The following is a 13,991-nucleotide window of genomic DNA, read 5'->3' on the forward strand; positions in this document are numbered from 1 at the left end:
GAGAATATTATGAAAGTATACGAAATTAACGGTGAATTTGGAATTGATCGATTGAAGTTATCTAACCGTCCAATACCAGTGCCCCGTTCAAATGAAGTTCTTATCAAAATGCACGCGGTTTCTTTAAACGCTAGAGATTTAGGCGTTATCGATGGGTTTTATAACCCCAATTTAAATAAGCCATTAATTCCAGTATCTGATGGTGTAGGTGAAGTTGTATCCCTCGGAGAAAACTCAAACAAATTCAAAATTGGGGATAGAGTAAATGGAATTTTCACTCAAAGCTGGATTACGGGTGAGCCGACACAACAAAACTGGGTAAGTACACTAGGCAGTCCGTTGAATGGACTGCTCGCTGAATTTGTTGTGCTGCCAGAAGAAGGGTTAGTTCATGTACCTGATCGATTGACGGATATAGAAGCGGCAACCCTGCCTTGTGCAGGTGTGACAGCATGGCATGCTCTCATTGAGGAAGGCAAGATTAAAGCGGGTGATACCGTTGTCGTACAGGGGACAGGTGGCGTCTCCTTGTTCGCACTTCAATTCGCAAAACTGTATGGAGCAACTGTTATTGTAACATCAAGCAGTGAAGAGAAGCTTAATAGAGCGAAGGAAATTGGGGCGGATATTGGCATTAACTATAAGCAAACACCCGAATGGGATAAGGCTGTACTTTCACTGACGGAGGGACGTGGAGCAGACCATATCGTTGATCTTGGCGGATCAGCTACGTTAAATAGATCGATCTCAGCACTCCGTGTAGGTGGACATATCAGCATGATCGGCGGTCTATCGGGGTTTCGTGTAGAAGGATTTGACATTATCCCTGCAATTGTTAGAAAAGCGCGTCTGCAAGCGATCAACGTAGGCAGCCGGGACATGTTTGAAGCGATGAATTTTGCTATTGAACATAGCGAGCTACATCCCATAGTTGATTCAGTGTATCCATTTGAACATGCTGTAGATGCGCTTCAGTACTTGACGAAGGGGTCATATTTTGGGAAAGTTGTTATTTCATTTAAACATTAATGCGATTATTTTTAAGTAAACATGATTCTTTTTCTACAATCTCATATCTAATATTTCCCCGTTCGATGAGGAGAAAAACACAAAAAGCCCATACAATGGGCTTTTTGTGTTCATGCTATTTAAGAAAATATTCACTGTCTGAATAGATGGAAGGCATTAAGCATTCTGATTAGTAGCCACAGCCGCCGCCAAAGATGCCGCAACTACAAGCTATAATGACCAACAAAATGAACAGAACCAGGATAATACCAACACTGTGATTAGCACCACCAACAAATCCACCCATCAAACATTCACCTCCAATGTTTAAAGTACACTGTAGTTTATGTGTGTATGGTACGGTATGATTGGACGTTTGTTCTGTAAGGATGTTTGCCCAATAAGCGGTTTGTAAGAAAAGAGAAAGCCCATGGCATGGACTTTCTCTTTTTTACTATGAGATGTTATAGGTTAAATGAGCATACATTGTGGCAGGTGCTGTTATGGTTTTATTCATTCGACGTATGACAGAACAGGGTTTGTTATCTATACAGTTTTTGTTCTAAGCGCGGTCACGGCAGTGAGTAGCGATAATAACCAACAAAATGAACAGAACTAGAATAAAACCGATATTTCCCATCAAACATTCACCCCCTGTGTTTTGACTACACTATAAATTATGTATTGATAGAGCGAAGTGATTGGATGGTTGTACTGGTATGATAATAGCCTTATAGAATACAAACATAGCAGCTCATATTAATTTCGGTGTTTTAGATAAAAAATCGTTTAAGCGAGCAAAGACATCGACATCACAAAGTCTTATATTAATAGGGAAAGCATTTACAGAGGAGTGATTTCGATGGAAAATACAAAAGTCATGTTCGTGAGCCCCTTAAAAGTTGAGACGGTTAAAGAGAATTACACTCTAAAAAAATTGAATGAAAATGAAATATTTGTGCAATTGATATATTCCCTCATTAGCCCAGGAACTGAACTAGCAATGTTAACGGGTAAAGAAGAATGGGCTAAGCTTCCGCTATGTCCGGGATATGCAAGCGTAAGCAAAGTAATGGAGACAGGTGAGGGCGTTAAAGATTTGCAGCCAGGCGATATCGTGTTTCATTATGGACAGCATAGCAAATATCAAGTTGTTAACACGAATGAGCTATGTATTCAAGTTCCTGAAAATCTGGATTTAAAATGGGTGCCATTTACCCGTATGGCTACGGTCGCCTTCACATCGGTACGTGTTTCTGAAATTGAAATTGGTGACTTTGTAAGTGTGACTGGGCTTGGATTAGTCGGTAATTTGGCTGCTCAGCTAGCTCGGCTTCAGGGAGCTACGGTTATTGGGGTCGATTTATCAAAAGAAAGAATTCGGACTGCCGAGGCATGCAGCGTGGATTACACGATTGATGGTGGAGTAGAAGATACAAAGCAACAGATATCAATGTTAACCAAGGGTGCTGGTGTATCCACACATATTGAGGCAACTGGCGTACCTGCTGTCGGAGTTGACAGTCTGAAGTGGATTGCTAAGCTTGGCGAAATCATTTTCTTGGGAAGTCCTCGCGGAGAGTACAACACAGATGTTACTGATATATTAAACTATTGTCATCTTTATGGCCGAGGCTGTATTACGTTTAAGGGCGCGCATGAGTGGCGTTATCCGGTTGAACCTAATGAATTTGTTAAACACTCATTAGTTAGAAATTCAGAAATTGTATTTGAGCTTATGAAACAAAATAGGCTGCAGATCGAACCATTAATTAGTCATGTGATTAAGCCGGAGCAAGCACAAGAAGCGTACGAGGGACTAAGAGTCAATAAAGATCAGTATAATGGTGTATTGTTTGACTGGTCTTAAGAGGATAACGGCTGAATGATCTATTCTAGAGGATTAACAGATTTAATTATGAGTAATTTTAATATGCTTCATTTATAATGGGAGGAGGATGGATAGACGCGTTACGATAGCAGAGGTGAAAGCAATGGATGAGTCTTGGATGAACAGCATATCGCCTTTCGTAAGGGCGGTGAGAATGATGACGACTTCATCCTTAGCCGGTGAATGGATGGATCATGATCATGTGTTTACCTATATCGAACAAGGTGAAGCTGAGTTTTTCTTGAGTGGTGTTAAATATGTTGCTCAAGAAGGCGATGTGTTGTTGATGCATCCTTTTATGCCTCACATTATTCGATCGATCTCTGATCAACCATTAATTCAATATATTTTTCATTTTGATCTGTATTATGATGAGGAAAAAAGTTTATTGGAGTTCACAACAGCTTCTAAAATTCATAATACTTACATTGTGGATAAGGAAATGCAGTTAACATCCATTATTCCCATTTCACACATACAGTTGGCAGACAGGATAGAGCTGAAAAAGAAGTTTTTGCAGCTTCACAAACATTTTCAGGAGAAAAGAGCTGGACATTTTTTATTAACAAAATCAATATGCTTGGAGCTGTTATATTTATTTTTTAAAAATCAAACGGATCGCAATGAAGGGAAATTGACTAAAGGCTGGGCATTCATTGAAAGAGCAATCCATTACATCCATGACAGCTATCAAGATCCTGATTTAAATAATGTTTCTATTAGTAAATATGTCGGGGTGTCTACGAATCATTTATCTCATTTGTTTAAGCAGCAGCTTGGGATATCCATTCATAAATATGTAACGCATATTAGAATTGAGCATGCAAAATTACTGATCATGGAAGGGAAGTATACCGTGACAGAAATTTCTGAAAATGTTGGTTACTCCAGCATCTATTTATTTAGTCGTTCATTTAAAGCCGCTGTAGGCATAACGCCCAGTGGCTTTGCGGGTGCACAAACTAAAGTCATACAATTGTGAGAAATGCCGCCAGTGATCTGGCGGCATTTCTGTTTTGTGTGGTATTCCATTGTTATGGGGAGCCAATTCGTTGTTATTTTTTAATTTTAAGTCCTAAAGCTTGCATAAGTTTATGAAATACATCTGTATTTTCGTAGATTCCTGTAAACAACTCAGCATTTGGACCCATAGCTGTAATCGGAATATCTACGGCAGTATGGCCCGATGTTGTCCAATCCACAACAAAATTAAATTTGCTGTTAGCAACGGCGAAAGGACCATCTTCTTTGGAAATTCCGTCGCCGGACTCATCATCGGCATTCACTTCTTCGATGGAGAAGCCGCCAGTTTCATGATCGGCTAATACGAGGACAAGTGTATTCGGGTTTTTCTTGGCAAAATCTTTGGCGACTTGAACGGATTTATCTAATTCTTGACCGGCTTTGATCGTCATTTTGGCATTGTTTTGGTGAGCAAACTCATCCGTTCCTTCTTCCTCAACCATTAGGAAAAAGCCTTTATTATTTGTAGCGAGCGTATCTATCGCTTTTTTTGTCATCTCTGCTAGAGATACAACGGGGTTATAAATATCGCCTTCGCCTTCAGGTTTTTGTTGGAACATTTCTTCATTAGCGAACAGACCAAGCAGCTTGCCTTTTTTCACTTTTTGCATTTCTGTTTTGCTTGAAACGTAACTGTACCCTAATTGTTTTGCTTTATTTACGAGATTTCCTTGTGTTCCTTTGCTTTTTTCAGAAGGATCTTCGATCGGCTCATCTGGGAATTTACCAGGCTCTCCAGCTGGATACCAGAAATCTTCGCCTCCACCGAGAATGACATCAACTTTGCTTTGTGTCAATAGCTGCAAAGCGATCTCACTTTGTTTAGAGCGATCATCAACATGTGCGCCGAAAGCAGCTCCCGTAGCGTCTGTTACTTGACTTGTTGTTACAATTCCAGTTGATTTTCCAGATTCCTTGGCGTATTCCATGATCGTTTTTACTTTTACTTTATTGGCATCCATTCCAATTGCACCATTGTACGTTTTCACACCGCTGGCATATGCCGTAGCTGATGCAGCTGAATCGGTTACAGGAACAGTAGAGCTCGTGTGCAGCAAACCTACGTAAGGCATTGAATCCATAGCGAGGTTGCCTTTTAAACCGACGGTAGCAAGGCGGATAGCATCACGTTGAGCCGTTCCCATCCCATCGCCAATAAACAAAATGACATTTTTCGTTTTTGTAGTAGCTGCTTCAACTTGATTAGGCGATTGTGTACTGATAATGCTCGTAATCAGAAGGGCAGTAGCTGCTGTACCTACAATCGCGGCCTTAATTCCGTTCTTTTTAACAAGTTTCATAAATTCCCTCCTAAAGTAAGTTTACTATTTTATAGTAGAGTAATTACATTAAGAGAGTGTTTTCTTCATTTCTTGTTATTGTAAAAGATGGTTTCTCAACCTCCGTACATTCAGATAACATTACCTTTAATCATGGTCCATTCTACTTGGAAATCTTCATTCATCAAAACAAGATCGGCATCTAATCCTGTTTTGATTGTACCTGTCATATGATCCATACCTAATATTCGTGCAGGAGTCGTTGAGGCCATTTGAATAGCGTCGAGCATGGAAATACCGGTTTCGGTCGTGAAGCGGAGTGCTTCATTCATTGTAACTACACTAGAGGCTAATGTTCCATCCGCTAGCTGTGCAACGCCATTGGTTACTGTTACTTGATGGCCGCCAAAGAGATAGCTGCCATCTCCTAAACCCATAGCTTGTAATGCATCAGTGATCAGTACCATGTTTTCGGGTCCTTTAATGCGATGCATCAAACGAACAATAGCAGGATGGAGGTGGACGCCATCGACAATGGCTTGAATACTCACATGATCTGCTTCAAAAGCAGCAGCGACGAGCCCGGGATCTCGATGATGAATCGGCCTCATGCCATTAAAGCAATGTGTAACATGGCTAGCTCCAGCATCAAATGCTAACTTAGCTTCCTCATACGTTGCATCAGAATGTGCGACAGCAATGATAACTTCCATTTCTTTCAAATAAGAGAGGAGTTCCATTCCACCGGGTAATTCTGGGGCTATCGTTACCATTTTAATAAGTCCATCTGCTTCTTCGAAAATTCGCTTCATCTCACCAAGATGCGGATGACGTAAATACTTTTCATTTTGCATCCCTTTACGTTTCGGATTCAGATAAGGTCCCTCTAAATGAAGTCCAGCAATTTTGGCGCCGACCTCAAGCCCAACGACACGTTTTACACTACGAATCATAGCTAATAATTCATCCATTGTAGAGCTTACTGATGTAGCAAGAAACGAGGTACAGCCCGTTGCAGCACATGCACGAGAAACCTCTTGAATACTCGCTTCGCTTCCATCCATCATATCGAACCCGTTAGCTCCATGTATATGCACATCGATCATACCGGGGATTAACCATTGCCCGTTCCCATCTATAAGCTCATATTCCTCCTCTGGAAGAGGCGAAAGGGGAGTATGATTATTTTCTATTTTTTCGATGATTCCATTTCTAATCCAGACGGTACTAGCTGGCAAAATAACATCAGGCTGAACTATTTGAACGTTATGCACGATTTTATAAGTCATTTTTATTTTCCTCCTCGAGTTTGTTGTTCATCTCAGAGCAAATAACTGTTATATTTTTCTGATCAAGTATTTCTTCTATTTCGCTAGGCACTTCTTGATCGGTAATTAAAATATCAATATAGTCAAAATCTAAACGATAAACCGACTTGTTTTTAAACTTCGTAAAATCAGCTACAGCGATAACCTGGTCTGATCTGCGTGCCATCTCTTTTTTGATATAAGCATCCTCTTCAAACGGGTAGTAGAGCCCATCTGATTGAATCGCCGCGGCGCCAATAAACACCTTATCAGCTCTCATTTCACGAAGCTTTTCAATAACGGAGGGACCATACAGCAAGCGGTTCTTTACGTGTAAATAACCACCGAGTACATAAACCTGCAGATCATCTCGATCAGAGAGAATTCTTACGATGTCTATGGACTGAGTAATAGCTGTAATATTTTTTGCAGAGATTTGTTCGGCCACTGCCTGCACCGTTGTAGAAACGTCTAATATGACCGTCTCATGATCATGAATGAGCTTTGCTGCTACCAAACCAATATTGATTTTGCTATCTGTCTCATCAATTAGCCGTTCCTGATAGGAAGCAAGCTCCTTCTGTAATTGAGGAGAGGCTACTCCACCATGTGTTCGATTGACTACACCTTCTTGTACTAATTTAACGATATCTCTTCGAGCTGTATCCCTTGATACACCGAGATGGGTGCAAATATCCATGACACTCATCGTTTGATGTTCTTTTAAATATTCGAGTATTTTCAATAATCTCTGCTCTTGATAGATGATGAACACCTCCTTGTAAGTAAGTTTATCGTATTTTTTAAGTAAATGGAAGTATTATTTAAGTAGTTAGAAGTAAATTGTAAGTAAGTTGAAGTGATTTTTCGGGCGGGCGGATTGCAATAAGGAAAGTCAGACCATTTGTCAATTACGAGATTGACTTAGTAATCGATGTGATTTATTATTAGTTAGAAATCTAACGATTATGCGGAGGCTGATGGAAATCGAACATACTCTACAGTATCAAGTGCGCGCAATTGGCCACAAACTAAAAAATTATGCGGACAAAAAGCTTGAAGCTCATGGAATAACGTTCGAGCAAGCCAAACTCATTGAATATGTATTTCACAATGAAGAGAAAGGCGTGTCTCAGAAAGATTTGGAACGTGCATTTCAACGTAAAGGATCTTCCATTAGCAGTATCGTTCATAATTTAGAGAAAAACGGCTTTATTGAAAGGAAGACGGATGCGAAGGATGAACGCAAAAAAATAATACGCATGCAAGCAAAAGGAAAAGATGTTGTTTTGGATTTTGATCAGTTTTTCAGTGAAACGGAGAACCTCATGATGAAAGGATTGAGCAGCGAAGATCAAGTGAAGCTATTTGCATTTTTGGATACAATCAATAAAAATCTTGATCAGGAAAATAAGCTGTTATAATACGTAACAGCAGTTATTTTCAGAATATAGTTAGATATCTAACAGTATTACTCGAAATTATTTTTGTGTAGACGTGCTTTGAATTTGAAAGATGGGTTGTCATTTTTCAGTATTTAGTTAGATATCTAACTAAAATCACAGTTGTTGGCTCCTCAAAAAAACAGAAAGAAGTGATTTTCATGGAACAATCCGTCGTTGAATCGAACGAAAGTATTTATTATTTTGAAAAAGCCCCAATACCCAAAGCAATTGCTCATTTTAGCATACCCATGATGTTAGGGATGTCTGCTAGTGTTATTTATTCAATAATTAATGCGTACTTTATTGGTTTCCTTCATAACTCAGAAATGTTAACGGCGATCACGCTCACCTTGCCCGTCTTTGCTATTCTGATGGCATTTGGGAATCTAATTGGCGTCGGTGGGGGAACCTATATATCGCGGCTCTTAGGGGAAAAAGAATATATAAGCGTGAAACAAGTTTCTTCTTTTTCATTTTATAGTTCGATTCTTTTAGGAATTGTCATTTGTTTGGTTAGTATTCCGTTCATAAGTTCAATCGTTTATGGATTAGGAGCGAGCTCCATATCGTTTCTCCATACGAAAGACTATGTGACCATAATGCTTATTGGAGCTCCGGCTGTAATCGCAAATTTTGCGCTGGAACAGACTGTTAGATCTGAAGGAGCAGCCAAAGTATCGATGTATGGCATGATATTAAGTGTGATTTTGAATATTGTTTTGGATGCTCTTTTTATTTTTGTATTCGACTGGGGGATGAAAGGAATTGCTGTCGCTACTATGCTCGCAAACCTTGCGTCTGTAGTTTATTATGGCCAATATATTCATCGTAAAAGCCCATTTTTAACGCTTTCCTTGAAGGCTTGTCGAGTAACGATAACTATGATTCGAAATATTTTAAGTGTTGGTGTTCCTGTTTTTTTACTCAGCGTTTTTATGGGAACGACGGCATTGTTTTTTAATCATTTTCTCGCCATTTATGGAGATACCTCTGTTGCGGCCTTTGGAACATCTTCTCGGCTTATGCAATTTCCTGAATTTATTATAATGGGCTTATGTGAAGGAGTGATTCCTTTGATAGCCTATTGTTTTACAGCAAATAAGAAACGTATGAAAGAAGTCATCCAGTTTACTGCTGCTGCTGTCATTTCGATTGCTGTCTTATGCGGTACTATTGTATTCTTCATCTCGAATCATCTAATAGGTCTGTTCACGATCGATCAAGAGCTGATTGCAACAGGGAGTTATATTTTGAAAGTAGTTTTTCTATCCTTGTTTATGACAGGTTTTACGCTTTTAATTACTGGTATTTTTCAAGCTACAGCACAAGGAAAGGCAGCTCTTGTTATGGCGGTTGCCCAGGGAGTTATTTTTATTCCAACTCTGTTTGTGATGAATCATTATATGCAGTTTCATGGTGTTATTTGGTCCATTGTCATCGCTGATTTTATGGCTTTGGTCATCGCTAGCGTACTGCTCTTTGTACTTCGTAATAAGCTGACGATAGCGCCGGAAATGGGCTCATTTGAGGGCTGAAATGTAAACGTTAGGAAAGAGGAAGGTAAGTAACGGCAATAGTGAACTTCATCGAGTCTGTGTAGAAGTACTTCGTACTCAAAAATAAATATATAACATTCTAAGGAATATATAGTTTCTTTTCATGGCAGCAAAAACAGAGCGGAAAAGCAGAGAACGTAAGCTTAGGTTCCCAATATCTTAAACTAGCTCATGTCTTATGACATGGGTTTTTCATTTTTACTGATATCTTCCAAAAATTTCATGATTATTTTCTATTTTTTATGATATTATACAGGGGACAAGATCGTTCGAAAGAATGAAGAAAAAATAGCAAAAAGGAGAGGGAATTGATATCTAGATATGATAAATCAATTATTAATTCATCTAATTATCATATGTTTTCCGATCTTTATCCAACAATTTTTTTATTCTCGAAATAAATTAATTAATAGAATTTCTTATCAAGTTCTAAATGGATTTGTGTTTGGAGCATCCTCTATCCTTTGTATGGCTTATCCTATTTATGTGATGGGCAACTTTCATGGCGATTTAAGAAGCATTCCTTTAATTGTTCTGATCATTTATGGCTATGAGTATGTTGTACCTGGCATTATTGCCCTTGCTGCTGCCATCTTATACTGCTTGTGTATGGGAGGAGATGATGTCTTCCTTTCTACAGCAACATTGTTGCTAAGTGTGGGGCCGTGTTTCTTTTTTTTAAAGTCGTTGCGTAAAAAACAAGCTACCAGACGTATGCTGATTTGTATGAACTTATCGATTTATTCCGTTATTGTGTTCATTTTATCTTTTTTTGTTTATCTAGAGATTAACTCCTACACAAACGAGATTCATTCAGACTGTATTTTTATCATTTCGATTTTAGCTGCAGCATCATTTATTGGAATGGGTGTCTCTATATTACTGAAAGAGCATTTTATCGAAACGGCATATTTGAAAAATGAGCTGGAGCGTAGTGAAAAATTGAAGATCGTAAGTCAAATTGCTGCTTCCGTAGCTCACGAGGTGCGAAATCCTCTGACGGTAGTGAAAGGATTTTTACAGCTGTTGAAGGAATCTGTCGATGACAAAAAAAAGGATTACTTGAATATTGCTTTAGCTGAATTGGATAGAGCAGAGTATATTATTTCTGATTATTTGAATCTTGCTAAGCCGCAAGCAGATCAGCTGGAAGTAATCGAGATTTCTGAATTTCTGGTACATACATTGGAAATTATGAATTCTTATGGGTTAATTCAAAATGTGCAAATCCACTTAAACTGTAATCAAACGGATCTTTATATAAGGGCAGACAAACCGAAGCTGACTCAGGTGATATTAAATCTAATTAAAAATGGGGTAGAAGCGATCCCAGATAAAGGTGAAGTGACTGTCAATGCCTATTATTACAAAGAAGAAATTTGTATAGAAATTATTGATACTGGAAAGGGCATATCCAGAGAGGAATTGGAGCAATTAGGTACCGTTTTTTTTACGACAAAGGAAACGGGGACAGGCTTAGGCATTTTGGTAACCTTTCGGATTGTCGAAGCATTAAAGGGTAAAATTGCTTTTCAAAGCGAGCTCGGAAAGGGGACGAAGGTATTGCTGAAATTCCCAGCCGTAGATCAATTGAAATAAGTCTATAAATGAAGAATAGCCCCATTCTCCATAGGAGAATGGGGCTATTCATGTTATTTATTGCGAAGCATCATCGTCCACAAATCAGAGCTTTCATAACCGAGGCGCCAAGCTGCAACGCCAGCCAAATCGTAAGTTTTGGCTATATCGATACGAGCTTTGACCGTGTTTTCGGTTTCAGCCCAGAATAAATAGGTGAAGCCGTCTTTGGTATACTTATATTTCATCTGTCCAGATTCCGGGTCCATCTCACCTTGAGCGTTCGTATCTGCAATAAGCTTAGGTATTTCCTTCATAAATATGGCGCGGTTGCTGACTAGCTTATTCGTGCTGTCAAGCTTCCATTCTCGTACGTAAAAAGGAATGCCTAGCATGAGCTTGTTACGCGGAATGCCATAGCTCAAAAATTGCTTAACGCCTTCTTCAACCCAGTTGAGGCCAGCAACGGAACCAGGCACCTCGCTTCCTTTCCAATGCTCATCATAAGCCATAATGATAATCGTATCGACGACTGCCGATAGAGCGGTATGGTCGTAAGCGGTTCTATCATTCCAGCTTAAGCTGCCGCGTGGCAAATCGATAGATATTTGCATACCTTTGTCATGCACGGCTTTAGCAAGTGCTGTAACAAAGGCGGTATAGGCAGCCCGATCCGTTCCAGCGACCTCTTCGAAATCAAGATTGATGCCTGCAACACCGAGTTGAGTAAGCTTCGCTACAAGCGTCTTAATGAAAGCTTGCTGGGCGGTGTTGTTCTTTAAAAATTCCGTCGTCATTTTTTTGTTAAATTGATTGTGAACGAGCGGCATTACTTTAATTCCTTGTTCTTTGAATGTGTCTACGACTACTTGATCTGAAGTGTCGATCATTGAGCCATCCGCAGCGGAGAGCTCAAACCAAGTAGGGGAGTCAATCGACAATCCTTGCGTATTAGCGACATGGCTGATAATCGTTGCGCTTGTAGCGCTGCCATTCCATCCCATATAAACTAGGCTTTTGGTATTGCTGAAAATTTTACGGCCTTCGCTCGTTTGAACAGTGCTGTTCGCAAAACCCTTCGCATACGCAATTGCACCGGTCTTTGTATTGAAGGCTCTTAATTTCTTGTCGCCTTGATAAACGGCTAAATAAGGAATACCGGACCAGTATACTTTCTCATTAAAGGTAACTTCTGCATTTGGTGTTTTTTTCGCAAGCTGTACAGCCCCATCTAAGCTAATAGAAGAGCCGACCACAGCACCATTTTGTTTTACTAAATAAGCAGGTACATTCGAATGAACGATCTTACTCGTTGATGTATTTAATACCTGACTGCCAGAAATGGAGTATGAGGCATTCATAGCATCGAGAAGGTAGGAGTAAAGCGGTAACTCTTCTACAGGTGCCCCATCCACAGTAATCTGATAGACGGGTGCAGCTGCGCGCTGTGCTTTAGTTTGTGCAGCTGTCTGGTTTCCCCAAACCCATTTGTTCGTTGTTAAGTCGTTTACATGGGCATTTCCCCATTTTTTGGCTTCCTGCTTAGCGGCAGCAAGTGTAAGGAAGGACCAATTGTCACGAGTGTATTCGCCTTGATAAAGCTTGAACTTGGCGTAGGATTGATAACTCCAGCCAATGTTTTCAAGATCACGGATATGTACGTTAGTTAGGTTTTTAGCAACAGATAATGCTTGATTGTAAGTGCTAAACTCCCATTTCGGGAGAGTTTGACCGTTCTGATAAACCTTGTAACGAGGGAAGTTATCCCATACCCAAGCACGATCGGCAATTTTCTCGACATGACTGTAACCGAATTTCCCGGCATAGGAAATCGCTTGGCCCTCCGTAGTGAACTCACGGAGCATTTGGTCATTTTGATAAACACGGAATTTTGTCATTTGATTTGCTGCAGCATCTGCAATGCCTGCCGTTGCTGTCATGATTGTTTGGCAAAAGAAAAGCAAAAGCAGCGCTGTACTCATTTTTTTTCTCATAGATTTGTCATATACACTCCTCTCTAGTCTAATGATTAGACGCAGGGAGGACGAGGATGTTGCTGGAAATCTATTAATATTTCTCTAGTAATTATTGGTAGAGCATTTTTTGGCACAAAAAAAAGCATCCGTTAACTGCTTATCCATAAGATAATGCAAGCTATTGGATGCTTCTTTTATGCTAATCGGAAATGTCTGCCCAAAATTCTTCATCCGCATCGAGCGTAATGTTGGAGCGGAAAACGCGCCGATTATATTGTGTGAACATATATTGCTCGATAGCCTCGAGGATATTCGCTTCAATGATGTACTGGCTGCGGCCCTTCACCCAAACCTCGGCCGTATACCCATACTCTTCTTCCCATGAGAGCTGCACTTCCACATCGGTAGGGTTAACTCCCCGTCGTTCAGACATATGAAGGCAGATAGCGTTTATAATCTCATCTGTATAGATGCGCACGATTAGTAGGGTCTCCGTTGATCTGGCGGGTTACGCTTGCTGCGCAGATATACGAATGCTACACGTATTAGCATGATGATGGCGAAAATAGCCATTAAATTAATCATTAGACCTAGAATATTACCGAATGCGCCCATGCCCGCGAACAAACCGCCGAACATCAAGCCTGCCAAACCGCCAATCATAAGGCCTTTCATCAAGCCGCCGCCGCTAAAAAATCCAGGTTTTGTAGCGCCAGTAGTTGCTCCAGCTTTCTTGCCTGGATTCGATTGATTAACGTTATCCGATTTCTTAGGGTTTTGCGTAACACTTTGTTTCGGAGATTTCATTCCGCCTCGTGGTTTTGCATCGGCATACTGTCCGAAACCTAGTGTGATGAATAGTGTGAGTGCCAGCATGACCATGAATCCCTTTTTCATCTGTGTTTTCTCCTCCTGATATCTTTAATA

12 protein-coding genes are annotated in these 13,991 nt (G+C 40.0%); 6 read left to right on the forward strand and 6 right to left on the reverse strand.

The genetic code is table 11. The features are described 5' to 3' along the window. The first annotated feature begins 9 nt into the window (after positions 1–9). From AC1DM9_RS08700 to AC1DM9_RS08710, 3 genes are all read left to right on the forward strand, one after another. The gene (locus tag AC1DM9_RS08700) at positions 10–1,029 is read left to right on the forward strand and encodes a zinc-dependent alcohol dehydrogenase family protein (protein ID WP_477579493.1); all 1,020 of its coding nucleotides are present in this window, start codon (positions 10–12) and stop codon (positions 1,027–1,029) included. A gap of 841 nt (positions 1,030–1,870) precedes the next feature. Further along, positions 1,871–2,878, forward strand: coding sequence for a zinc-dependent alcohol dehydrogenase (locus tag AC1DM9_RS08705; RefSeq protein ID WP_477579495.1), 1,008 nt, complete (start codon positions 1,871–1,873; stop codon positions 2,876–2,878). A 175-nt stretch (positions 2,879–3,053) separates the two neighbouring features. Next, positions 3,054–3,881: an AraC family transcriptional regulator gene (locus AC1DM9_RS08710; protein WP_477579497.1), complete on the forward strand. Its 828-nt coding sequence runs from the start codon at positions 3,054–3,056 to the stop codon at positions 3,879–3,881. 73 nt (positions 3,882–3,954) lie between these two features. Here AC1DM9_RS08710 and AC1DM9_RS08715 read toward each other — a convergent pair whose 3' ends face one another. The 3 genes from AC1DM9_RS08715 to AC1DM9_RS08725 all read right to left on the reverse strand — a co-directional run bounded on the left by AC1DM9_RS08715 (position 3,955) and on the right by AC1DM9_RS08725 (position 7,254). Next, positions 3,955–5,223: an alkaline phosphatase gene (locus AC1DM9_RS08715; RefSeq protein WP_441875519.1), complete on the reverse strand. Its 1,269-nt coding sequence runs from the start codon at positions 5,221–5,223 to the stop codon at positions 3,955–3,957. A gap of 110 nt (positions 5,224–5,333) precedes the next feature. Then, entirely contained in the window at positions 5,334–6,491 is a 1,158-nt protein-coding gene (gene nagA / locus AC1DM9_RS08720; RefSeq protein WP_441875522.1) for an N-acetylglucosamine-6-phosphate deacetylase, read from the reverse strand. After that, complete coding sequence (locus AC1DM9_RS08725; protein WP_477579500.1) at positions 6,481–7,254, reverse strand: DeoR/GlpR family DNA-binding transcription regulator; 774 nt, start codon at positions 7,252–7,254, stop codon at positions 6,481–6,483. The genes nagA and AC1DM9_RS08725 overlap by 11 nt, the downstream gene beginning before the upstream one ends. Positions 7,255–7,489: 235 nt before the next feature. Here AC1DM9_RS08725 and AC1DM9_RS08730 point away from each other — a divergent pair, with 235 nt between their 5' ends. From AC1DM9_RS08730 to AC1DM9_RS08740, 3 genes are all read left to right on the forward strand, one after another. Beyond that, positions 7,490–7,933 carry a MarR family winged helix-turn-helix transcriptional regulator gene (locus AC1DM9_RS08730; protein ID WP_477579502.1) on the forward strand — a complete coding sequence of 148 codons (444 nt, stop codon included), beginning with the start codon at positions 7,490–7,492 and terminating at the stop codon, positions 7,931–7,933. Between the two features lie 179 nt (positions 7,934–8,112). Then, positions 8,113–9,489 carry an MATE family efflux transporter gene (locus tag AC1DM9_RS08735; protein WP_477579504.1) on the forward strand — a complete coding sequence of 459 codons (1,377 nt, stop codon included), beginning with the start codon at positions 8,113–8,115 and terminating at the stop codon, positions 9,487–9,489. A 489-nt stretch (positions 9,490–9,978) separates the two neighbouring features. After that, a complete protein-coding gene (locus AC1DM9_RS08740; protein ID WP_477579506.1) occupies positions 9,979–11,109 on the forward strand; it encodes an ATP-binding protein in 1,131 nt (376 codons plus the stop codon). A gap of 53 nt (positions 11,110–11,162) precedes the next feature. Here AC1DM9_RS08740 and AC1DM9_RS08745 read toward each other — a convergent pair whose 3' ends face one another. The 3 genes from AC1DM9_RS08745 to AC1DM9_RS08755 form a co-directional block, all read right to left on the reverse strand. After that, the gene (locus AC1DM9_RS08745; protein ID WP_477579508.1) at positions 11,163–13,028 is read right to left on the reverse strand and encodes a glycosyl hydrolase family 18 protein; all 1,866 of its coding nucleotides are present in this window, start codon (positions 13,026–13,028) and stop codon (positions 11,163–11,165) included. Positions 13,029–13,263: 235 nt separating this feature from the next. Then, positions 13,264–13,542 carry a YxcD family protein gene (locus tag AC1DM9_RS08750; protein WP_076265783.1) on the reverse strand — a complete coding sequence of 93 codons (279 nt, stop codon included), beginning with the start codon at positions 13,540–13,542 and terminating at the stop codon, positions 13,264–13,266. A 2-nt stretch (positions 13,543–13,544) separates the two neighbouring features. Further along, the gene (locus tag AC1DM9_RS08755) at positions 13,545–13,961 is read right to left on the reverse strand and encodes a hypothetical protein (RefSeq protein WP_076265784.1); all 417 of its coding nucleotides are present in this window, start codon (positions 13,959–13,961) and stop codon (positions 13,545–13,547) included. Positions 13,962–13,991: the final 30 nt, after the last annotated feature.

It is taken from the genome of Paenibacillus sp. 01T431 (assembly GCF_056398625.1).